Raw genomic sequence first — 21,654 nt, 5'->3', positions numbered from 1 at the left:
TGGCTGAATGACGACCCGGAGCGCATGTTCCTGCTGCCGTCCGCGAAGTACCCCGAGTCGCGCTATGGGCCGCCGTTCGACTACGCGCCCAGCTTGAAGGGCAAGGGCGGTAAGACGTCGCCGATCACGCCAACCTACACGCCTGTCACCACGGTATGTGATGGCACCGGCGGCGATGCGGGCGCGATCTGCTCGGACGTACCGGAAAAATTCCGGTACGGCGCCCAGGAGCGCATCTGGTCCGTTTTCGGGGTGACGCCGCCGTCTGGCCCCATGCCCGTCTGGACGGCGCCTGAGCGGGCTTGCTACAACCACGCCACCTGCGATGCCGAAGCCGCGCGCCGCAAGGTCTACGAAGAAGCCTATGCCGCGTACAAGGCGCCGCATATGGCGTTGGACGCGCGCATCCGGGAGTTCAACGCCGACTTCAACAACCGCCTGGTCGGCACGTTCACCTATTACCAGGTCCAGGAGACCGTCAGCGAGACCCGCACCCTGTCCTCCGACCCCGGCAAGATACTGTCGGGCGGGGCCATGACGCTCACCGGCGCCGTCACCAACGACAAGAGCCAGATCGCCGCGGGCGGCACGCTCACGGTGGCCGGCCCGGCCATCCACAATATCGGTGCGGGCGGCGAACGCATCATCACGCGGGTCGGGACCGCCACGGTCACCCAGGCGCGTTCGCGCGACCGCCAGGAATACACCAGCGCCTATCGCAATACCCTGGCGGGCCAGCCTATCGAGCTGCCGGTCGGCTCGGTCGGCGGGGACGTGGCCGTCCCGCTCGACGGCGCCGCGCCCGGTGCGGCCAGTGGCGGCGCCTCACCCGAGCCGTTGCGAGTGGACAGCGTCAGCCTGCCCGGCGCCACCGTGGTGCGCAGTGTCTCCAGCCCGGCCGCCGTCCCGGATAACCAATTATTCGCGGTCAACGGCCGGGCGGACGCCCCGTACCTCGTCGCGACCGATCCGCATTTCGTGGGGCAGCGTCCGGTCGTCTCCAGCGACTACCTGCTCAACCTGCTGGTCAAGCCTGGCGCGCAACCGGGTGCGCAGTGGGGCGATTGGGACACGCAGGTGCCCGCAGGCGCCATGTTCCTGACGCCTTCGGGCCAGCCCAAGCGCCTGGGCGACGGCTTCTACGAGCAGAAGCTCGTGTCCGACCAGATCCTGGCCACCACCGGCCAGCGCTTCCTCGACACGTACAGCGACAACGACAGCCAGTACAAGGCCCTGCTTGCCGCTGGCGCCCAGTTCGCCCGCGGCAACGGCATCCAGCTCGGCGTCGCGCTGACCGAGGCGCAACAGCGCCAGCTCACCACCGATCTGGTCTGGCTGGTCGAACAGACCGTCACGCTGCCTGACGGCACGACCGAGTCCGTGCTGGTGCCGCAGGTCTACCTGTTGGTGCGCGAAGGCGACCTCAAGGGCAACGGCACCCTCATGGCCGGCCGCAACGTCAAGCTGGCGGCCGAAGGCGACATCGCCAATAGCGGCACCATCGGCACCATCGGCGCGCGCGCAGCCACCGTCATGACCGCTGGCAACATCGTTAACCAGCGCGGCGGCCTGATCCAGGGTGCTACGGTCGACCTGGCCGCACGCGAGGACCTGACCAACCTGGTATCGCTGATCAAGGGCGACAACATCGCCCTGAAGGCGGGGAACGACATCGCGCTGACGTCCTCCTCGGCTGCCGAGAACTTCGGCAGCACATGGGGCACGCATGTCAGCGGCGTGGCCCGCGTGGATGCCGGCAGTCTCCTCCTACAAGCCGGACGTGACATCACGCTGACCGCGGCGCAAGTCGCCATCAAGGACGACGCGCGTCTGCAGGCCGGCCGCGCCATCGCGCTGGAAACGCTTACGGAGAACCATGGCGAAACGCTGGTTCTGAACAAGAACAACCGCCACGACCTGAGCACCAGTTCCGAAGTCGGCTCGACCGTCGCGGCGGGCGGAAACCTTACGCTGGTCGCGGGCCAGGACGTCAATGCGCGCGCGGCCGAAGTCACCGCCGGCAAGCAGCTGGCGGTGGGCGCCGGGCGTGACCTCCACCTGGCCGCGGGTGCAGAAACCGGCTCGGCCTACGACGAGGTCCGCTACAAGACCAAGCGCTTCCTCTCGTCCAAGACCACGCACACCATCACCTCCAGCGACTGGGAACAGGCCAAGGCCTCGACCTTCACGGGCGATACGGCCGTGCTGATGGCCGGGCGCAACCTGAACGTGGCGGGGTCGAATGTCGGCGCGCAGAAGGACCTGGTCCTGTCCGCCGAACGCGACGTGAACCTCCTGCCCGGCCAGAACACCGAGGACCGCTACGACTACAAGATGGTCAAGAAGTCCGGCTTCGGCGCAATGGGCGGCTTCAGTTATGGCACCCGCAAGCAAACCGACTGGATCGATGGCGAGAAAGTCTTCAACACCGCCAGCACCGTCGGCAGCGTCGAAGGCGATGCGCTCATCAAGGCCGGCAAAGCGCTGGACATTACCGGTAGCAATGTCCTCGCGCGCCAGGGCGACATCACGCTGATCGGCCAGGAGGTGACCATCGGCGCGGCGCTCGATACCGCGCAAGAGAAGGAGTTCCATGAGATCAAGCAGACGGGGCTGACGCTTACCGCCAGCAACCCTATCGTGAGTGCCGTGCAGACCGGCATACGCATGGCAGAAGCCGCGGGCAAGACGGATAACACCGTCATGAAGGGCCTGGCCGGGGCAACCGCCGGCGTCGCTGCCGTCAACGCCTACGACGCCGTGCGCGCCTCCGCCAAGGCGGCCGAGGCCGCCGAACTCGCCAAGGCCGGGTCGAGCAACAAGATCGATCAAGTGGGCGGCGTGAGCATCAAGCTCAGCCTGGGTACCAGCAAGAGTTCCAGCACCACGGATCGCAGTTCGTCCAGCGCCTATGGTTCGACGATCACCGCGGGCAAGGACCTGACCCTCGTCGCCCAAGGCGCGGGCAAGGACTCCGACATCACCGTCACCGGTTCCACCTTGTCGGCAGGCGACAAGGTGGCGCTCAAGGCCGAAGGCGATGTCATCCTGCAGGCCGCGCGCAATGCCTTCGAGCAGCAGACCGACAGCAAGAGCAGCAGCGCCAGCATCGGCATCGGCTACTCCACGGGCGGCAAGCAGAATGGCTTCACGCTGGAGCTGGGCGCGTCGCTGGGCCGGGGCAAGGCCAACGGCAAGGACGAAAGCTGGACCAACAGCCTCATCACCGCGGGCAAGGTGCTGGCCATCCAATCCGGCGGGGACACCACCCTCAAAGGTGTGACGGGCGAGGCGGAACGCATCATCGCATCCGTCGGCGGCAACCTGCTGCTGGAGAGCCTGCAGGACCGCAGCAAGTACGACTCCAAGAACCAGAGCGCAGGCTTCGGGCTGAGTCTATGCATCCCGCCGTACTGCCAGGGCGCCAGCAGCTTCTCGGCCAACGCCAGCGCCGGCAAGATGCACAGCGACTTCAAGTCCGTCATGGAACAGACGGGTTTGCGGGCCGGCGACGGCGGCTTCCAGATCGACGTCAAGAACGAGACCAAGCTCGTCGGCAGCGTCATCGCCAGCAGCGACCGGGCCGTGGCGCAAGGGCTGAACACGCTCGACACCGGCACGCTGATCACCGAGGACATCAAGAACCGCGCCAAATACAGCGGCGGCCAGGTGTCCATCGGCGGAGGCTTCGGCTTCGGAGGCGGCAAGGGCGCAGACGCAGGCCTGGGCACGACCAAGGGCGGCCAGGTGGCGGGCGGCGCCAGCAAGGAGCATGGCTCCTCCGTCGCCACTGGCAGCGGCGGCTTTGGCATGGGCACGCCCATCGTCGTGGGCGCCAAGGGCAGCAGCAGTTCGACCACACAAAGCGCCATCAGCGCCGGCACGGTCGTAATCCGCGACGAGGCGGCGCAGCAGGATCGGACGGGGATGACGGCGGCGGAAACGATCGTGGCGTTGAACCGGGATACCTCGGACAACTTGAATGCGCTGAAGCCGATCTTTGATAAGGAGAAGATCGAGGCGGGGTTTGAGATCGCGTCGGAGGCGCAACGGCAGGCGGGGCAGTTCTTAGAAAATCGGGCGAAGGAAGCGAAGGCGCTTTCTGATGAGCTGGCCACTGAGTTGAAGAAGCCAGGTGGCGGAGACCCCGCGCGTATTGCCCAGCTGACTGATGATCTGGGTGATGCGGCAAAGTGGGAACCTGGTGGTCAATACCGTTCGATCGCCACTGCGATCCTGGGCGGCGCGACTGGCAACGTTACTGGGGCTGTATCTGCCGTCGCGAAAGCCGGCGCGGTCAACTATCTCCAGGGTTTGACCGCGAAACAGATCAAGCTGTACTCGGATGCGCTGGGTGACGGTGCAGACGCGCAAGCCGCGCGTGCTGCGTTGCACACACTGGTGGGCTGCGCGGCAGGATCGGCGCGTGGTGATGGGTGCGGGGCTTCGGCGCTAGGCGCCGGAGCTGCCTCGGTGGTCAACGTCTTGTTGGACGCCACCAGCGGCAAGTCCGGCTCGGCCTTGTCGCCCGAAGACAAGGAGGCGCGTAGCAATCTGGTGTCCTCGTTGTTGGCTGGCGTGGCGGTCGGCCTGGGCGCTGACGCGAGCGCCGTGGTCAATAGCGGCAGGTCTGAGACCGAGAACAACGCGGTCGGAACCTTGCTCAAGCGCGGTGGCATGGCGGCGGTAGGCGCATGCTTCCGTTCGCCTGCCTGCGAAGAGAAGGTGATCGGGCCAATTGCGTTCGCAGCGATCACTGCGGTGACAGCGGACCTGATGGCTAAGACGCCCGGTTTGTCGGAGGACCAAGCGCTGTTGCTAGCGGTCGTTCAGTACATCGCGACCGGCGGTGAACCCCAGAGTATTCCCGGGAAACCTGGAGATCCGGTGCCACCGGTAGGTGTGCCTCCGGGTGGTGGTGTGGGTATGGCGCCGGACACGCAATTGCCTGGTAAGTCGGGGGATGTGCCTGAGATTGGTGCGCCGGGTCAAGAAGGGGCGGAAGTCGGGGGCGGAGAACTGATCAGCACGCCAAATGATGGCCCTATTATTGTTGATCCGATCTTAAGTTCGAATAAAGAACTTCAACGCAGGGCTAAGGAATTGGGGTATGCGCAGCGAATTCCGCCTCAAAAAGCGCCATTCAACTCGCACGGTCAGGTCGTCTTCTGGAATGGTAAGAATTACATCACGCCTGATGTGGATGCGCACAATGTGTCGGACGGTTGGAAAGTATTTAATCGTCAGGGGAAGAGAGTGGGAACGTACGATAGCAACCTTAATTGGGTGAAAGAATGAGCTTTAGAATCAGTTTGAGTGATGAGGTCATCGAAGAATTTGATGAGCCGGTATTGCGCGGTGAGATAGAAATTAATGGGTATAGGGAGAGTTTTTTTGCTCCGGTAGATTTTTGGTCGAAACTGGATTATGTGAAAAGTTGGAAAAAATCGCTGATCCAAGGATTGCAAACGTGTGGGCATGCAGTTTTGTTGACGTCGATGCGCGACCCCAAATTTTGTAATTTTGCTTTTTATTGGGTTGTTTACATTGAGGGGGAGGACGCATATATACAAAATGGCGTTTTTTTCATGGAAAGACTCCCATCCCCATTTGTGATTGATGACATAAATTCATATATTTCAGAAAGGCAGGAGATCGATGAGGATGGGTTTTCTATTTCTCAGTGGAAAGTTAATAAAAGATCGGTCGTTGATTTCCTATGTAAGTTGTGATTAGTTAAAGATTGTTGATAAGTCTCAGTCCTCTAGGATGAGTATCCACTGATGGATTAGAGATGGGAGAGATGAGAAAATTATCGGAGTCTGCCTCCGAGTGTGGCCATTTTGTTTTCTTCAATGAGTACGATGAGGAAAGGTTTGACGAATTTGTTGATTATGTTCTTCCGGCTATGAATGCTGAGGAGTAAAGGCGTGAACAAGGTCCTTATTCGACACTCGTCATTGCCGATTAAGAAGGGCATAGGCTGGCTTTGACAAGCGGTTGACATCGATTTTAATAAATACAATTTTTGAGATAATCGTGCTTATCAAAGATGAAAGAGAAATTGTCAGAGATTCATTCGTCTTGTGGATATACGGCGCCACGGTTTGATGACATGATTGGTCAAATTGATTATTTATAGAAAGGCGTCAGTCTGGTGCCCATTTAAGATGTTCATGCAATAAAATATTTGCCAGGAAAGTTTGGGCCGGATGTTCTAACTCGCTTGCTTAATTCTCATGAAAACATGTCGAAAAAGATACCGTCTTGCCCGTCAAGAGATTAGGCGTACTCCGGGCATAAGGCGAACGCGTTTTGAGCACGCCGAAGCACAGAGGAGAAAAATTTCTCATTGCAGCGCCAAGCGCAGAAATCTTGCTTTTGCTAGCGTCTGCAAAAAAGATGTCAGATTACATTTCCCATGGGGGAAAAAATGTAGTCTGACACTATTTTTGACGGCCGCTGCAGGTATAGTCAGTGCAACGAAAGGATCAAAAACCAATGGGCAATTGATAGGTGGGAGAAATCATGATGAGTGGGTCAACGCGGGTAAAGTGCTGGATCCCGCCGACAAGTCTGGACAGCTCTCGATGGCTGGTCGAGCTTTGCAAAAGCACGGAGGGCGAGAAGGAAGTGCGTTTCCTCCCGCAAAAGGAAACCTCTCCGAAATCAATGAAATCGGTCAGAGGATGGTCGAGGAAATTCCAAATGATCCAGCTAAGGCTGTGATTGTTAATAACACTGGCAGATTTGGTCGGGTTACTGACATCGTTGCATCCGATGGAAGAGGCGTCCGCTTCGATGCGACCGGGCGTTTTATACGCTTTTTGGAGCCCCGTAAATTATGACGACTTTTACGAAATTAATAGCGAGCCCTCCTGATAGGGAATGTGTAGTATATGAAATTTGGTTGGGAAATTCTCAGGTTGCCGAAATTTCTCGAGAACCAGGAAAATCGTTGGAAATTCAAATTTCTCCCTTGCCGGAAGGTGGGTGGCGATTTGATTTGGATGAGTTTTTGGCTGCGTTGGGAAATGGGGCAAAGGTGCTGTCAGAATCTAGAAAATAAGGTGCCAGCTTCTAAGCGTTTCCCGCGAATTCATCCTTATCATTCCATGGATTCCGCAAAAGGTGTCAGACTACATTTAGCTGGCTAGAAAATGTAGTCTGGCACCTTTTTTACTGAATGGCGTTGCTGACGAAGTGGCTATATCTGGCGGGAAGAGGACCGCAGTAGAGGCCAAGTTTGGAGAGGACTGGCACGGTTCTCTTCGAAACCCTCCGGGCCCCGCTGGCTCTAAACCTTGGTCAGTCGCAGAGCAGACCAAGATGGTAGTGACCTTAGCCCGCAAATTGGACAGTTTAAAACTGGAGAGTGGCTGCCTCTGACCTTCCCCCGCAAATTGGACATAATCCAAGTATCTAGTGGTTGCCCGCCACTAGCCTCAGGCTCATTCGCGCCGTTCCCCACAATTCGAGCAATAGTCCAAATCGCAGTGCACGCCCGTTCCATGTTCCGAAAGTCCGCAAACCGTACCGCGCAGAACTCCGGATCATCCGGCGTAGCCCACCGGTCATGAGTCTAAGGGTAATCGTCTATCCGCCGCTCCAGCATTGACATAATAAAGAGAGGGCAGTCGCCATTGCAGCGACCCTGTCGTCCGTCTTTTCCAACTGTCAATCTGGGCGATCTTTGTGGGATTGCGGTGCCAGTATCGAGCCCGACGGACATCGCAATCAAGCATGACGCGTGCCAGATTGAGCACACTTGAGCCTAAATCCGCGCCCAGCGATGCGGCCATTTCAAATTCAGACCCAGGTCACGCCAGCTCAGTCGTCATCTCCATCCCTTACACTTACATCGATCACCAGGGAGCGATATGTCGATTCAAAGATTAGGCCGTTGCAGCATCCTCTTGTTTCTCGCCGCCTTGAGCTCCGGTTGCTCATTAGGCGGCGAGTGCGGATGGAACCGCAGCAGTTGCATGTATGAAGGTAAGTACGAAGAGGGCGAGGAAGACTACGCGGAAGACGAGGCGAAGCGCTTGAACAAGAACTCGTCCGATCGGTTGCGCCGCAGCTCTGGCAATTGACCCGTGGAGCGAAAGTCTTTCGGCTCGCGAGGCCTTAGCCTGAGACCTGCCACTCTCGAAACTGCTTGAACAAGCGAAACCCCACATAGGGTTCGCTCCTGAGCCAGCGCCGCCGGTAGTAGCAGTCCCAGTAGCGGGTCATGCGCTGCTGCGCCAGATCCAGAAGGGCAAGCGCGCTTCGATGTCCTGCAGGATTTCAACGACGTATTCGTTGCAGAGCTGCACCACGAACGGCACAACCCAAGGCTCGGATGCCCCTGCCAGCCGCTCAATTTGGCGCTGGCGCACGTGGCCGTCATGATGGCGTGACTGTATGCACGTGTAGATCAGGGCCTGGGGTTCGGCCAGCTTGGAAGACCGGAAGTCGCTGCCCCGATGCTGAACGCGATAGGGCAGCGTCAATGACTCGTCCTGCACGATGACGGACAATCCGCGGCCGCGCATGACCCAGGGGCGGGATCTCCTCGGCGATATGTGCCACTTCGGCCCGCAGCCGCGCGGGGAAGGCCGCTGTTAGCAGCGCCGTCTGCTCTGGGGCGGCCTTGCGCGGGGGAGAGGGCATGTGGGGAAGGCTGCTTGCATGGCGTTTACCGTGTCATACGGTGCATCTGGCAGAAGACTGCCGCACGCACGGATGCTGACGCTGCGGCATGAAGCATGACAGGCGCTTACGCCGCCACCCCTGCTGAGTTCGGCAAAAAAAACCGGTCCTTCAACTCCTGCAACCCAATTCTATCCAGCATCTCCGTCAGCCGCTCGGCCGGCTTCCTGCGCGGCAAATCCTTGTATTGCGCAATAATGAGTTCATTCTTCATCGAATGCTCCCATCCCACCAGCTCAGTCACGCTGACCTGATACCCATGCGCTTCCAGCTGCAAGCAGCGCAGCACATTGGTGATCTGGCTGCCGAATTCCCGCGTGTGCAGGGGATGGCGCCAGATCTCGGCCAGCGGATCAGCCAGCGCCTTCGCCTTGTTCTTGCGCAGCACCGACGCCACTTCCGCCTGGCAGCAGGGGACGACGACGATGTACTTGGCTTTCTTTTCCAACGCGAAATGGATGGCGTCGTCGGTGGCGGTGTTGCAGGCGTGCAGCGCCGTGACCACGTCGATCGTGGCGGGCAGCTTGTCCGAGGTGATGGAGTCGGCTACCGATAGGTTGAGGAACGACATTCCGGTGAAGCCCAGGCGCTTGGCCAGTTCTTCCGACGACTTCACCAGTTCTTCGCGGGCTTCGATCCCGTAGATGTGGGAGCCGTTCTTCAGTGCCTCGGGCTGTTCCTTGAAGAACAGGTCGTACAGAATGCAGCCCAGGTACGACTTGCCCGCGCCGTGGTCGGCGAGGGTGACGGCACCGCGTTGTTGTTGGACGTCTTCGAGCAGCGGTTCGATGAACTGGAACAGGTGGTAGACCTGTTTGAGCTTGCGGCGGCTGTCCTGGTTCATCTTGCCGTCGCGGGTCAGGATGTGCAGGGCCTTGAGCAGTTCGATCGACTGGCCGGGGCGGATGTCGTGGGTTTTTTCGGACATGGGGTAAGGCAATGCGCCCCGCGGGGAGCGGGGCGCAGGAGAAGGCGGAAAGCGTCAGTTTAACGAAAACCCAGGCAAGGCCGGACCGAGGCGCCCGGCATCGCCTGGACGCGGCGGTCCTGCGATATCTGGATGGCCCACGCCCTTGGGCATGCGAGTAACATGCCCGATGCGATTGGAGCAGGTCATGCGTTTCTGAAAGCGTCTCGCCGTCAGGGCGGGCGCAGGGAGAGTCATCAAATGTTCAGCCACATCACTGTCGGGACGCGCGATCTTGAACGCGCGGGCCGTTTTTATGACGCGGTGCTGCTTCCGCTCGGATTGAAGCGCCGCGCAGTCACGCCGGATGGTGGCCCCGCGGCGCTTTGCTGGGTGACGGAGCATGCGCTGCTGCCGCGCTTTTATGTCTACATGCCCTACGACGGCGAGCCGGCGTCGGCGGGCAACGGCAGCATGGTCGCTTTTCTGGCGCCTACGCAGGTAGCGGTGAGCACGGCCCATGCGGGCGGGCTTGCGCAGGGCGGGACGGACGAAGGGGCGCCGGGGATGCGTCCACACTATGGCGACGGCTACTTCGGCGCGTATCTGCGCGATCCTGACGGGAACAAGGTGCATATCGTTCATCGCGGAGACCTCCCGCTGTAAGGCAGAGAGGCCCGAGATTCCTGGAGAAACGCAAATGCTCGTGAGTCAGCTTGCTCTTGTGTACGGCACTTATCTGATTGCCACGGCCAGTCCCGGCCCCAGCAATATGGCGATCATGGCTACGGCGATGCGTCACGGCCGTGTGCCGGCGCTTGCGCTGGCGGCGGGCGTCATTACGGGCTCGTTGTTCTGGGCGACGCTAGCGGCGACTGGCATTTCCGCCGTGCTGGCGGCTTCCGCCCAGGCGCTATTCATCATCAAGGTGGTTGGGGGAGTCTATCTGCTCTATCTGGCGTTCCGCACTGGCAGGTCGGCGCTGAGGCCGGGCGCGGCTTTTGCGAAGGTGGAAACGGGGCGCGCGACGCCGCGCTACCGGGCGCTCTACCGTCAGGGCGTGCTGATGCACATCGGCAACCCCAAGGCGGTGCTGGCCTGGATGGCGATCATGTCGCTGGGGCTTGGAGCTAATGCGTCGGACGGCACCTTGCCCGCGATCATTGGCGGTTGCGCGTTGCTCGGCGTGATGGTGTTCGGCGGCTATGCCGTCGCTTTTTCGACTGCGCCGATGATTGCGCTATACGCCAGGCTGCGGCGCTGGATCGAAGGGACGGTGGCCGTGGTGTTTGGCGTTGCGGGCGTCAAACTGCTGACCTGGCAGCGTTGATAGGACGGCTTGTCATCGCCGGCCAGTGCCGGCGACGACAAGCTCCAGACAAAGCGTCCGGCACGCAAGCGGCCGGACGTTTGCAGGATCAGGCAGCCGGGAAAACCGGCTCGCCCAGGTTCAGCATCAGGCGATTCGCCCAGGCGAAGATCGCATCCGAATGCAGCAGGTCCAGGATCTCGCCTTCATTCAGACCCGCATCCTTCAGTGCCTGGATGCTGTCGGCATTTACCGCGGCAGGCGCTTCGGTGATCTGGATGGAGAACTTGCCGATAGCGAGCTCACGCGCCGTGGTGCCAGCGGTGGCGGGATCCTCGAACACCTGCGCGATGACGTCGTTGCGCTTGGCCAGCTGCTCGAAGCGTTGGGCATGCACGGATGCGCAGTAGACGCAGCCGTTCACACGCGACACGTAGGTCGAGCCCAGTTCCCGCTCGGCACGGGACAAGCCGCCCGGCGCGTACATGATGGCGTTGAATGCCGTGGAGCGCTGGCGCAGGATTTCGGGCTGATGCACCAGGAACAGGTAGTAGTCCGAGACCTTGGCCTTGGGGTGGCTTTCTTCCAGGACGGCGACCTGCTCGGGCGTGGCGGTGTCGACGTTGACGACGTCGAGCCAGGCCTTCCATTCCAGGCTTTCGTTGGTGAAGCCGTGAGCCTTGATCAGCGCGCCGGGCGCGGTGGCGGCGGTGTTGGCGGGGAAGGGCGCGGGCGGGGTGCCAGCGGCGCGGTCGGGCTGTCCTTCCAGGTCCTTCATGGCCTGCAGGCCGGCGACCAGGCGCACCTGATAGGACAGGAAGGCGATGAGCTGGGACAGCGTGACCACGGCGGGCGTGGAGACGCCGGCGGCGGGCAGGGTCTTCAGCGCGGCTTCGTCGCCTTCGACGGGCTTCTCGATCAGCTTGCGCGTGAACTCCAGGATGGCGGCCAGGCGCGGGGTGGCGGCGTCCGACGGTTTGCCGGATTCGGCGACGGCGATGTCGGCCGGCGTGGCGCCGGCGTCCGTCAGGCGGGCGCGGTAGTGCGCGGCCAGGAGCGGAGACGGGGTAATGCGGGTGGCGTACAGCGCGACCAGCAGGCGCTCGGCCAGCGACAGGCCGGGAAGCTGAGGGTCGAACAGGGCGTCGTAGCTGCCTTGGGTGGCAGCGGCGACCTTCTCACGGAAGTGGCGCACTTCGTAGGTCTTGGCGCCCGGGGCCAGGCCGATCAGGCGGTCGACGAGGTCGTCCGTGACGTTGTAGACGATGGGTTCAGCCATGCGGATCTCCTTGATGCTTTACTTGGCGGCGCGGGCGGGGTTGGCGGCGTCGATGGCTGCGTCCAGGAACCGCTTCACGCCTTCCCAGGATTCCTGGTCGGCGCGGGCGTTGTCCTTGGGGTTGCCGCCGCTGGTGCTGATCTTGCCGGACACAGGATGGGCGTAGACGAGCTGGGTGGTGGGCACGTAGGGGAACAGGATGGAGTGCCCGCCGTTCTCGTAGTCCAGCCACTCGACCGGATAGGGGTGGTTCACCTCGGCCAGCTTGTCCTGCACCATCTTGGAATAGATGCTGGACGGCCAGGATCCGTCGTCGGTGCCGGACAGCAGCATGACGGGGCCCTTGATGTCTTCGACCTTGATGCGGGCGCGGGCCACGGCGTCGGGGTCTTGCAAGGCAGTGAGGATGGCTTTTTCGTGGCGGTGCGGCGAGGGGCCTTCATCAAATGGCGCCCAGGTGGCCGTGCGATTGTTTTCCCAGACGTGGGGGATGGGCTTGCCGCCCAGGAGCCACGTGGGGCCTTCGCGGCCGATCTTGGGGTCGCAGGCGTTCTGGCCGCTGTGGACCACGGCGCCGGGCACGTAGGCGACCACGGCGGACACTTCGTCGGGAAAGGTCGCGCCCAACAGCAGCACCAGTTCGCCGCCGCGCGACTGGCCGCTGATGGCCACGAAGTCGTGCTTGGGGCTTACTTTCTTGCGCAGCCAGCGCAGGCCGGTCTGGAAGTACTCCAGCGGGGTGTTGGAGATGTAGTCCGACAGACCGGGCGCCTTGAAGTAGGCCAACGCGAAGGCGGCGTAACCGCGGGACGCATAGAGCGCCGCGCGCGGTTCGTTGATGCCGCCGCCGGAACCGTTCAGGATCATGACGGCGGGATGCGGACCGGGGCCGGGCGGCAGGTACAGCGTGCCTACCAGACCTTCTTCGCGCACGTCCTGGCGGGTCACGCCTTCGGCCGCCAGACGCTGGGTGAAGCTGGCCTGGGCCTGGGAACCGGCGGCGCGCGCCACCACGTCGGTGACGAGAGCCTCGGTCACCGGGTGGTTGAAGTGTTCGCGGCTGGGCGAGTCCACGGGAGACTGCGACCAGATCAGCCCCATGGGCGACAGGCCCGCGTAGTCGCCGGACACCGGGGCGTCGCGGCTCAGGTCGACCGTGCCGTCCGGGCCCGCCACGAAAGCGGCCTGGCTTTGCCAGAGCACGCCGTTGCGGCGGGTCAGGGCGGTGATCTCCACCGTCTGGCCGGGTTCGACGTGTTCGACCCGGATCTGGCGCGGCACGTCGATCAGGTCGTCGGCCGGAGTGATGGCAAGAGTGGGCATCATGGCTTACTTGCCTGCTTCTTTGCCAGCTTCCTTGGTCACCATCATGGCGGCCGTGCGGTCGCTGGTCATGGGGGTAACCTTCAGGCCCTTCTTGGTGGCCCAGATGTTCTTGTAGTGGAACAGCGGAATGATGCCGACGTCGTCCGACACGATCTTGACCGAGTCGCGCAGGATGGCTTCACGCTTTGCCACGTCGAATTCCGAGGTGGATTGCTCCAGCGCGGCGTCGACCTTGGGGTTGCTGTAGCGGCCCCAGTTGGATGCGCCCAGGCCCTTCTTGGCGTCGGCGGTGGCCAGGATGTTGACCAGCGCGTAGCTGCCTTCGCCGGTGCCGTTGCCCCAGGCCAGCATGCTGACCGCGAATTCGTTCTTGTTGGCACGGCCCGAATACACAGCCCATGGCACGACTTCCACCTGGGTCTTCACGCCGATGCGGGTCCAGAACTGCGCCACGGCCTGGGCGGTTTCCGGGCCTTGCGGGTAGCGGTCGTTGGGCACGTGCATGGTCAGCTTGAAGCCCTCGGGGAAACCGGCATCCGCCAGCAGCTTCTTGGCCTGGGCGACGTCGTTCGGAATGTCCTTGACGTCGGGGTTGTAGCCGAAGGTGCCCTTGGGCATCCACTGGTTGGCTTCGGTGGCGGCGCCTTGCAGGATGCGGTCGGCGATGGCCTTGCGGTTGATGGCCAGGTTCAGCGCCTGCCGCACGCGCACGTCCAGGAGCGGGTTCTTGTCCAGCGCCTTGCCATTGTTGTCGGTGATGTACTGGTTGGGCGCCGGGTTGAAGCTGGGCTGCAGGATCATGACGCGCAGGCCGTCGTACGGGTAGACCGAGATGTTGGCGGCCTTTTGCAGCTTGGCCAGGTCCGACACCGAGACTTTGTCGATCACGTCCACGTCGCCGGCCAGCAGCGCGGCAGTGCGGGCGGCGGCGTTGTTGATGTAGCGGTAGTTGACCTTGTCCCAGATCTGCTTGTCGCCCCAGTAGGCGTCGTTGCGTTCCATGATGACGCGGTCGCCGGGAGTGTAGGACACGAACTTGTAGGGGCCGGTGCCGACCATGGCCTTGCCCGAGTTGTAGTCTTCGGTGGTGGACTTTTCACCGACGTGCTTGCTGACCACGTGCACCGAGGCCAGGTTCAGCGGCAGGTCGGGGTTGGGGGCCTTGGTCTTGACGATGAGCGTCAGGGGATCCTTGGCGGTCATGGTGTCGATGGTGCGCAGGTAGCCGGCGTAGGTGGCAACGCTGCCCGGAACCGCGCGCGCGCGGGTGTAGGAATAGATCAGGTCGTCGGCGGTGAAGGGCGTGCCGTCCTGCCACTTGACGCCTTCGCGCAGCTTGAATTCCCAGGTCGTGTCGTCCAGCGGCTTCCAGCTCACGGCCAGGCCGGGCTGCAGCTTGTTCCACTTGTTCTCGATCAGCAGGTCCCAGAAGTGCAGCGCCACCGAGCGGTCGCCGGCGTGGTTGTTCAGCTGGGGGTCCAGGGACGACAGCGGGTCGGCGAAGCCGATGGACAGGTCGTCCGCGCTGGCGGCGGCGGAGGCGCCGAGGATGGCGGCGGTCAGGGTGGTGAGAATCAGGCGTTTCATGTTCGGAGTCCTTGGTATAGGGGGAACGAGCGGTTAATTCGGAAAACCGTGGCGCGGGCGCCGCGGCGGATGCGTTTACGCCATGTCGTTCAGGTGACAGGCGCTCAGATGGTTGATGGCGATTCCCTTCAGCGTGGGAACCTCGGTCTTGCAGCGCGGCATCGCATGCGGGCAGCGCGGATGGAAATGGCAGCCGCCCGGCGGATTCAGCGGGCTGGGAATCTCGCCCTTGATCGCGGTAAAGGTCTTGTGGCGCGACTTCAGGCTGGGAATCTCGGCCAGCAGCGCCTGGGTGTACGGGTGGTTGGGGCGGCGGAACACTTCTTCTACCGTGGCCGTTTCCACCACGCGGCCCAGGTACATGATCACGACGCGGTCAGACAGGTGCTCGACCACGCCCAGGTCATGGCTGATGAAGAGATAGGTCAATCCCAGGTCTTCGCGCAGGTCCATGAACAGGTTCAGGATCTGCGCCTGGATGGACACGTCCAGCGCGGCCACGGCCTCGTCGCACACCAGCATGGTGGGCTGCACGGCGAGCGCGCGGGCAATGCCGATGCGCTGGCGCTGGCCGCCGCTGAACTGGTGCGGATAGCGCTGCCGCAGGGCCGGGTCCAGGCCGGCGCGTTCCAGCTGCGCGCTGACGTAATCGTCGAAGTCGCCATTGCCGACCAGGCCGTGGATGCGGGCCGCTTCGCCCACGATTTCATCCACGCGCAGGCGCGGATTGAGGCTGGCGTAGGGGTCCTGGAAGATCATCTGCACTTGCAGGCGCGCGGCATGGGCCTGCGCGGCGTTCATGTCCGCCGGGCGCACGCCGTTGATGCGGATCTCGCCGCCCGAGGGCGTGAGCAGGCCTGCGGCGATGCGTCCCAGCGTGGACTTGCCGCAGCCGGACTCGCCGACCAGGCCGACCACCTCGCCGGGGTTGACGATCAGGTCTACGTTGTCGACGGCGCGGGTCACGGCGGGCGGCTTGGACAGGCCCAGGCGCTGCATGGCGCGGACCGCGGGGCCGGCTGGGCGCTCGCCGAAGCGCTTGCTGACCTGGCTCAGGTCGATCAGCGGGGTTTGCTTGGAAGCGGGGGCGGTCGTACTCATGCCATCGCCTCGCTGGTCTGGATGCTGGGATGGAAGCAGCGCACTTTGTGTTCGGGCAGGGCCTCGGTGATGCCGGGTTGCTGGCCGCAGGCGGCGGTGGCGCGCGAGCAGCGCGCCGCGAAGGCACAGCCCGCGGGCAGGTTAAGCAGGTTCGGCGTCATGCCGGGTATCTGGCGCAGGCGTTGGCCGCGCCGGTTGTTACTGGGCAGGCTGTCGATCAGGCCCACGGTGTAGGGGTGCTGCGGACGGTCCAGCACGTCGTCGACGGTGCCGTGTTCGACGATGCGGCCGGCGTACATCACCGCCACGTCGTCGGCCAGGCCGGCCACCACCGACAGGTCGTGCGTAATCCAGATCAGGCTGGTGCCGTGCTGCTGCGCGAGCTTCTGCACTTCCGACAGGATCTGCGCCTGGATGGTGACGTCCAGCGCGGTGGTGGGCTCGTCGGCGATGATCAGGTCCGGCCGGTGCAGCATGGCGATGGCGATGGCCACGCGCTGGCGCATGCCGCCGGACAGCTGATGCGGATAGGCCAGCAGCCGTTCTTCGGGGCTGGGAATGCCCATCATGCCGAGCGTGTCGCGCGACAAGGCGCGAGCCTGGGCCACGCTCATCTTGTTGTGCGCGCGCACGGTCTCGATCATTTGCGCGTCCACCCGCAGCACGGGGTTCAGCGTCATCATCGGGTCCTGGAAGATCATGGCGATGCGGTTGCCTTGCAGGCGGCGCAGTTCGCGTGGCGCCAGCTTGGTCAGGTCGCGGCCCTGGAACAGGACCTCGCCACCCACGATACGGCCCGGCGCGTCGACCAGGCCCATGATGGAAAAGCCCGTGACGGACTTGCCGGAGCCGGACTCCCCGACCAGGCCCAGGATCTTGCCGCGTTCCAGCGTGAAGGAAACGTCGTCCACGGCGGGAAGCACGCCCGCTCGGGTATGGAAGTGGGTGCGCAGGTTGCGCACCTCCAGGGTGGCCGGCGCGCCGGAAGTGATGCTGGCGGCGGTCATTTGTGGGTCCTCGGGTTCAGCACGTCGCGCAGGCGGTCGCCCACCAGGTTGATCGCCACGATGGTGACGAGCAGCGCGATGCCGGGGTAGAAGCTGATCCAGTATTCGCCGGACAGCATGGTCTGGAAGCCGTTGGAGATCAGCAGTCCCAGCGAAGGTTCGGTCACGGGCACGCCCAGGCCCAGGAAGCTGAGCGTCGCTTCCAGCGTGATGGCGCGCGCGATCTGCAACGTGCCGATGACGATCAGCGGCGGCAAACAGTTGGGCAGGATGTGCTTCAGCATGATCCGCCAGTTGGGGATGTCCAGGCAGCGGGCGGCTTCCACGTATTCGCGGCGGCGCTCGACCAGGGCCTGGCCGCGAGCGGTGCGGGCGTAGTAGGCCCATTCCAGGATCACCAGCGTCAGCACCACGTTGCCCACGCCCTTGCCCAGATAGGCCAGGATCATCATGGCCACCAGGATGGACGGGAACGACAGGATCAGGTCCACCAGGCGCATGATCAGCGCGTCGACCTTGCCGCCGGCGTAGGCGGCCAACAGGCCCAGCAGCGTGCCGACGATGCCGGCGATGACGGCCGAGCCCACGCCCACCATCAGGCTGATGCGCAAGCCATACAGGATGCCCGAGAGCAGGTCGCGGCCCTGGCCATCGGTGCCCAGCCAGTAGTGGAAGGTGTCCAGGCCGTTCATGCTGCCCGGCGGCAGGCGCGCGTCCAACACGTCGATCTGCAGCAGGTCATAGGGGTTCTGCGGCGCGATCCAGGGCGCCAGGATGGCGGCCAGGATCAGCAGCGTGGCCACCGTCAGGCCCAGCACCGCCGTCTTGGACGACATGAACTCGGCCAGGTTGCGCCGCCACGGCGATTCGCGGCGCAGCGCGGGAGTGGGGTTTGTCGATACGGCGCTCATGCCGAGGCCTCCAGCCGCACCCGCGGGTCCAGCACTTTATAGAGAATGTCCACGATCAGGTTCAGGGTCACGAACAGGCACACCACCACGATCAGGTAGGCCACGATGACGGGGCGGTCCAGCGCGTTCAGGCTGTCCAGGATCAGCTTGCCGGCGCCGGGCCAGGCGAAGATGCTTTCGGTCACCACGGCGAAGGCGATGGTGGAGCCCAGCTCCAGGCCCAGCACCGTCACCAGCGGAATCATGGTGTTGCGCAGCACGTGCACACAGACCACGCGCAAGGGAGACAGCCCCTTGGCGCGCGCAAACTTCACGAAGTCCAGCGGCAGCACGTCACGCACGCCGGCGCGGGTCAGGCGGATCACCAGCGAAATCTTGAACAGCGACAGGTTGAACGCCGGCAGGATCAGGTGCCGCCAGCCGTCGGCCGTCAGCCAGGACCACTGGAAGCCCAGGAACTCCACCGTTTCGCCGCGGCCACTGGCAGGCAGCCAGCCCAGCGACACGCTGAAGGTCATGATCAGCATCAGCGCAATCCAGAACGTCGGCAGCGAGAAGCCGACGATGCTGCCCGCCATGATCATCTTGGAGAACCTGCTGTCCGGATACAGGCCCGCGTACAGGCCCAGCGGCAGCCCCACGACCACGGCCAGCATCATCGCGGCGATGGCCAGTTCGAAGGTGGCCGGCAGGCGCTGGATCACCAGCTCGACGGCAGGGATGTTGTAGACGAAGCTGTTGCCCAGATTGCCGTGCAGGGCGCCGTTCAGGAACGCCAGGTACTGTTCCCACAGCGGCTTGTCCAGGCCCAGTTCGGCGATGATGCGGGCGCGGTCCACCTGGTCCACGTCCTGGCCGATCAGGATGTCCACCGGGTTGCCGATGGCGTGCAGGCCCACGAAGACGATCAGCGTCATCAGGAAGACAACCACTGCGGCTTGCGCCACGCGGCGCAGCAACCAGCCGGTCATTGCGCGGTCTCCGCTTGGGGGGCGGGCGCCGGGGTCCATTCGTCGCCGAACACCTCGGGTTCCGAGAACGCTTCCATGTTGGCGTAGTGCGTCTCAACGTCCTCGCGGTAGAACAGCCCGGCGATGCCTTGCGCCAGGCGCTTGGCGCCTTCGCTGATGGCCGGGATGTCGCCCGAGATCGTGCCCTGCGTCAGCGCCGCGGGGTAGGAGAAGCAATGCACGCGGTCCAGGCCGGGACAGGCACCCGGGGTCTTTTCCTGCAGCTCGAACACGGCGCCCAGATCGGGCGAATCATGCAGTTCCTGGTCTTCGTCGCCGGCTGGCGGCACGTAGCGGTCGCCCCAGGCCCGCACGTGCGGCGCCAGCGCGGCGAATTCCGGGCGCACGGTCCAGTCGATGCGGAAACCCGTGGAGAAGATCAGGAAATCCAGCGTGAACACGCCTTTCGGCGTGGTGACGCGGATTTCGTCGTCAACCAGCGCCAGGTCCTGCACGCCGCAACCCAGGTTGAAGCGGGCGTTGGGGTGACGCGAGACGCGCAGCGTGCTGCCGCGCGGCGGCGGCACCTGGGCCGCGTTGATGTAGTGGCGGATCTTCCACTTCCATTCATCGGGCAGGGTCAGGTGGCCGTGGGTCAAGCCAGGGTTGCCTGCGCCCTTGCCCTTGTTGATGCGGGGGATGTCGTTGCGGCGGATCAGCAGGTCGACGCTGGCCGCGCCCGCTTCCAGCGCGGTGGCCGCGCTGTCCATGGCCGACGCGCCCGCGCCCACCACGCCCACGCGCTTGCCGGCCAGCGTGTTGTAGTCCATTACGTCGGACGAATGCGCCCAGCGGTTGCGCGGCAGCTTCTTCGCAAATTCAGGCACATAGGCACCACCCAGGCCGTCGCGGCCCGTCGCCAGCACCACGCGGCGCGCCAGTACCGTGCTGCGGCCGGCGGGGGATTCGATGTCCAGCTGCACCAGCTTGTCGGCGCGCGGCAGCACGGCCAGGATGCGGTGCTCGTTCCGGACGTCCAGTTCCAGCACGCGGCGGTACCAGCGCAGGTAGTCCATCCATTGCAGGCGCGGGATCTTGTCCAGCGCTTCCCAGGCTTCGGAGCCGAACTGGGCCTCGAACCAGGCGCGGAAGGTCAGCGCGGGCAGGCCCAGCGCAGGGCCGGTCAGTTGCTTGGGCGAGCGCAGCGTTTCCATGCGCGCCGTGGTGGCCCATGGGCCTTCATAACCCGCGGGCGCCTGATCGAAGATCGGGGCGTTGACGCCCAGATGCTTAAGCGAGGCGGCCGCCGCCAGACCGGCCATGCCGCCGCCGACGACGGCCACGTCCAGTACGGGCTGCCCGTCGACTAAACGGGGGATCACCCAGTTCTTGGCCGGGATTTCCAGCCAGGACAGGTCTTGCCGCAAGCGCGCTTCCAGCGCGGCTAAGCCTTGCGGCGGGTTGGCTAGGGGCAGGTTCATATAGCAGGGGATTCCGTAAGAGGGGCGTCGTCGCCATAGATCGACTGCAAGAGCGCCGAGTGCTCGGCGGCGTCATGCAGGGCGAAGCCGGGCAGCAAAGCGGCGGCGGCTTGGGCGAGCGCGTCCGCCATGGCCTGGCAGGCCGGCGTCAGCGTTTGCGACTGTGGGGTGATGACCCCGAAGAAAAAGGGAATGTCCAGGTCGATGGGGCGGATCGCCACGCCCGGCATGGGGGCGCCGTAGGCGGTGATCGGCTCCAGCACCGACACGCCCAGTCCGGCGCGCACGGCGGCCAGGGCATTGACGGACGAATTGGTTTCCATGGTGCCCGGCGTATGGGCGTTCTGCGCCAGCGCGGCGTCCAGGCGGCGGCGCAGCCGGTACGGGTTGGCCATCGTGATCATGCGTCGCCCCGCCAGTGCCGCCACCGGCACCACGGCTTGCTGTGCCAGCGGATCGTCTTCCGGCAACGCGGCTACGCAGGGCGCTTGGCCGATCCAGTGCACCGTCAGGCCGCGGTGTTCCAGCGGCAGGCTGGTCGCGCCCAGCTGGGCGGCGCCCGACAGCACGGCGTGTACCACGCGTTCCGGCGATGCGCTGCGCAGCTGTATGCGCGCGGCGCCAACGCGGTCTTCAATGCGCTTGAGCGCATCGGGCACCAGGCCCGCCGCCAGGGCGGAGGTGGCAGCCATCAGCAGCGGCTGGGCCTGGCCTCGGGCGATTTCGTCGGCGCGGCTGCGGATCTGCTGCAGGCTGGCCAGCGCGCGTTCCACATCGTCATACAGCAGGAAACCCTGCTCGGTAGGCGTCACGCGCGGGCCGCTGCGGGCAAACAAGGGGTAGCCGATCTCGGCTTCCAGCTCCTGCAGCAGGCGGCTGATGGCCGGCTGCGAGCGTCCCAACAACCGGCCGGCAGCCGTGACGCTGCCCGTGGACATGACGGCCGCGAAGGCCTCGAGTTGACGAAGTTCCATCTGAATTGATTTATGCCAAGGACGAATTCTTGCCCGGCAAGTATGCGCTTTGCAAATAATTAAAGCGCATAAGTAAATTCCCTGATGGGGTTTTCATCAGGGAATTTCATAACTAGCAGTTATTTCAA

The 21,654-nt window shown here is 63.6% G+C and carries 16 protein-coding genes; 5 read left to right on the top strand and 11 right to left on the bottom strand.

The genetic code is table 11. From position 1 onward, the window contains the following. The first annotated feature begins 24 nt into the window (after nt 1-24). From CEY08_RS25205 to CEY08_RS30035, 3 genes are all read left to right on the top strand, one after another. A complete protein-coding gene (locus CEY08_RS25205) occupies nt 25-5,298 on the top strand; it encodes a hemagglutinin repeat-containing protein (RefSeq protein WP_088607820.1) in 5,274 nt (1,757 codons plus the stop codon). Further along, on the top strand, nt 5,295-5,732 hold the full coding sequence (locus CEY08_RS29890; RefSeq protein WP_126389598.1) for a hypothetical protein: 438 nt from the start codon (nt 5,295-5,297) through the stop codon (nt 5,730-5,732). The genes CEY08_RS25205 and CEY08_RS29890 overlap by 4 nt, the downstream gene beginning before the upstream one ends. Nucleotides 5,733-6,239: 507 nt before the next feature. Then, nucleotides 6,240-6,848: a hypothetical protein gene (locus CEY08_RS30035; protein WP_157123403.1), complete on the top strand. Its 609-nt coding sequence runs from the start codon at nt 6,240-6,242 to the stop codon at nt 6,846-6,848. A 1,383-nt stretch (nt 6,849-8,231) separates the two neighbouring features. Here the strand turns inward: CEY08_RS30035 and CEY08_RS30225 are convergent. Both CEY08_RS30225 and CEY08_RS25185 read right to left on the bottom strand, forming a co-directional pair. Next, the gene (locus CEY08_RS30225) at nt 8,232-8,537 is read right to left on the bottom strand and encodes a hypothetical protein (RefSeq protein ID WP_232033845.1); all 306 of its coding nucleotides are present in this window, start codon (nt 8,535-8,537) and stop codon (nt 8,232-8,234) included. Between the two features lie 224 nt (nt 8,538-8,761). Then, the gene (locus CEY08_RS25185; protein ID WP_076814093.1) at nt 8,762-9,622 is read right to left on the bottom strand and encodes a class I SAM-dependent methyltransferase; all 861 of its coding nucleotides are present in this window, start codon (nt 9,620-9,622) and stop codon (nt 8,762-8,764) included. Between the two features lie 240 nt (nt 9,623-9,862). On the opposite strand from CEY08_RS25185, the gene CEY08_RS25180 reads away from it, so the two are divergent. Both CEY08_RS25180 and CEY08_RS25175 read left to right on the top strand, forming a co-directional pair. Next, the gene (locus CEY08_RS25180; RefSeq protein WP_042793952.1) at nt 9,863-10,267 is read left to right on the top strand and encodes a VOC family protein; all 405 of its coding nucleotides are present in this window, start codon (nt 9,863-9,865) and stop codon (nt 10,265-10,267) included. A gap of 34 nt (nt 10,268-10,301) precedes the next feature. Next, nucleotides 10,302-10,931, top strand: coding sequence for a LysE family translocator (locus tag CEY08_RS25175; RefSeq protein ID WP_076814092.1), 630 nt, complete (start codon nt 10,302-10,304; stop codon nt 10,929-10,931). 88 nt (nt 10,932-11,019) lie between these two features. On the opposite strand, the gene CEY08_RS25170 is transcribed toward CEY08_RS25175, so the two are convergent. The 9 genes from CEY08_RS25170 to CEY08_RS25130 form a co-directional block, all read right to left on the bottom strand. After that, nucleotides 11,020-12,189: a CMD domain protein gene (locus tag CEY08_RS25170; RefSeq protein WP_076814091.1), complete on the bottom strand. Its 1,170-nt coding sequence runs from the start codon at nt 12,187-12,189 to the stop codon at nt 11,020-11,022. Nucleotides 12,190-12,207: 18 nt separating this feature from the next. Further along, on the bottom strand, nt 12,208-13,515 hold the full coding sequence (locus CEY08_RS25165) for an acyl-CoA thioester hydrolase/BAAT C-terminal domain-containing protein (protein WP_076814090.1): 1,308 nt from the start codon (nt 13,513-13,515) through the stop codon (nt 12,208-12,210). A gap of 3 nt (nt 13,516-13,518) precedes the next feature. Beyond that, on the bottom strand, nt 13,519-15,102 hold the full coding sequence (locus CEY08_RS25160; RefSeq protein ID WP_076814087.1) for an ABC transporter substrate-binding protein: 1,584 nt from the start codon (nt 15,100-15,102) through the stop codon (nt 13,519-13,521). A 75-nt stretch (nt 15,103-15,177) separates the two neighbouring features. Continuing rightward, nucleotides 15,178-16,203: an ABC transporter ATP-binding protein gene (locus CEY08_RS25155; protein WP_063640036.1), complete on the bottom strand. Its 1,026-nt coding sequence runs from the start codon at nt 16,201-16,203 to the stop codon at nt 15,178-15,180. Further along, nucleotides 16,200-17,210 carry an ABC transporter ATP-binding protein gene (locus tag CEY08_RS25150; RefSeq protein WP_063640034.1) on the bottom strand — a complete coding sequence of 337 codons (1,011 nt, stop codon included), beginning with the start codon at nt 17,208-17,210 and terminating at the stop codon, nt 16,200-16,202. The genes CEY08_RS25155 and CEY08_RS25150 overlap by 4 nt, the downstream gene beginning before the upstream one ends. After that, on the bottom strand, nt 17,207-18,121 hold the full coding sequence (locus CEY08_RS25145) for an ABC transporter permease (protein ID WP_042793948.1): 915 nt from the start codon (nt 18,119-18,121) through the stop codon (nt 17,207-17,209). Before CEY08_RS25145 ends, CEY08_RS25150 begins: the two co-directional genes overlap by 4 nt. Beyond that, nucleotides 18,118-19,092, bottom strand: a complete 975-nt coding sequence (locus CEY08_RS25140; RefSeq protein ID WP_063640032.1) for an ABC transporter permease — start codon at nt 19,090-19,092, stop codon at nt 18,118-18,120. The genes CEY08_RS25145 and CEY08_RS25140 overlap by 4 nt, the downstream gene beginning before the upstream one ends. Then, the gene (locus CEY08_RS25135; protein WP_076814083.1) at nt 19,089-20,552 is read right to left on the bottom strand and encodes a flavin-containing monooxygenase; all 1,464 of its coding nucleotides are present in this window, start codon (nt 20,550-20,552) and stop codon (nt 19,089-19,091) included. Before CEY08_RS25135 ends, CEY08_RS25140 begins: the two co-directional genes overlap by 4 nt. After that, nucleotides 20,549-21,526: a LysR family transcriptional regulator gene (locus tag CEY08_RS25130; protein WP_042793946.1), complete on the bottom strand. Its 978-nt coding sequence runs from the start codon at nt 21,524-21,526 to the stop codon at nt 20,549-20,551. Before CEY08_RS25130 ends, CEY08_RS25135 begins: the two co-directional genes overlap by 4 nt. Nucleotides 21,527-21,654: the final 128 nt, after the last annotated feature.

It is taken from the genome of Achromobacter insolitus (genome assembly GCF_002209555.1).
GTDB classification, from domain to species: Bacteria; Pseudomonadota; Gammaproteobacteria; order Burkholderiales; family Burkholderiaceae_B; genus Achromobacter; species Achromobacter insolitus.
Note: the sequence above shows the minus strand (reverse complement) of the source record. Positions and strands in the feature narration are given on the sequence as shown.

What these genes read in the sequence shown, in the direction of transcription:
- CEY08_RS25155 (WP_063640036.1), bottom strand. Translation starts at nt 16,203, where the DNA reads ATGAGTACGACCGCCCCCGCTTCCAAGCAAACCCCGCTGATCGACCTG.
- CEY08_RS25175 (WP_076814092.1), top strand. Translation starts at nt 10,302, where the DNA reads ATGCTCGTGAGTCAGCTTGCTCTTGTGTACGGCACTTATCTGATTGCC.
- CEY08_RS25130 (WP_042793946.1), bottom strand. Translation starts at nt 21,526, where the DNA reads ATGGAACTTCGTCAACTCGAGGCCTTCGCGGCCGTCATGTCCACGGGC.
- CEY08_RS25140 (WP_063640032.1), bottom strand. Translation starts at nt 19,092, where the DNA reads ATGACCGGCTGGTTGCTGCGCCGCGTGGCGCAAGCCGCAGTGGTTGTC.
- CEY08_RS29890 (WP_126389598.1), top strand. Translation starts at nt 5,295, where the DNA reads ATGAGCTTTAGAATCAGTTTGAGTGATGAGGTCATCGAAGAATTTGAT.
- CEY08_RS25185 (WP_076814093.1), bottom strand. Translation starts at nt 9,622, where the DNA reads ATGTCCGAAAAAACCCACGACATCCGCCCCGGCCAGTCGATCGAACTG.
- CEY08_RS25145 (WP_042793948.1), bottom strand. Translation starts at nt 18,121, where the DNA reads ATGAGCGCCGTATCGACAAACCCCACTCCCGCGCTGCGCCGCGAATCG.
- CEY08_RS30225 (WP_232033845.1), bottom strand. Translation starts at nt 8,537, where the DNA reads ATGCGCGGCCGCGGATTGTCCGTCATCGTGCAGGACGAGTCATTGACG.
- CEY08_RS25160 (WP_076814087.1), bottom strand. Translation starts at nt 15,102, where the DNA reads ATGAAACGCCTGATTCTCACCACCCTGACCGCCGCCATCCTCGGCGCC.
- CEY08_RS25150 (WP_063640034.1), bottom strand. Translation starts at nt 17,210, where the DNA reads ATGACCGCCGCCAGCATCACTTCCGGCGCGCCGGCCACCCTGGAGGTG.
- CEY08_RS25165 (WP_076814090.1), bottom strand. Translation starts at nt 13,515, where the DNA reads ATGATGCCCACTCTTGCCATCACTCCGGCCGACGACCTGATCGACGTG.
- CEY08_RS25180 (WP_042793952.1), top strand. Translation starts at nt 9,863, where the DNA reads ATGTTCAGCCACATCACTGTCGGGACGCGCGATCTTGAACGCGCGGGC.
- CEY08_RS30035 (WP_157123403.1), top strand. Translation starts at nt 6,240, where the DNA reads ATGAAAACATGTCGAAAAAGATACCGTCTTGCCCGTCAAGAGATTAGG.
- CEY08_RS25205 (WP_088607820.1), top strand. Translation starts at nt 25, where the DNA reads ATGTTCCTGCTGCCGTCCGCGAAGTACCCCGAGTCGCGCTATGGGCCG.
- CEY08_RS25135 (WP_076814083.1), bottom strand. Translation starts at nt 20,552, where the DNA reads ATGAACCTGCCCCTAGCCAACCCGCCGCAAGGCTTAGCCGCGCTGGAA.
- CEY08_RS25170 (WP_076814091.1), bottom strand. Translation starts at nt 12,189, where the DNA reads ATGGCTGAACCCATCGTCTACAACGTCACGGACGACCTCGTCGACCGC.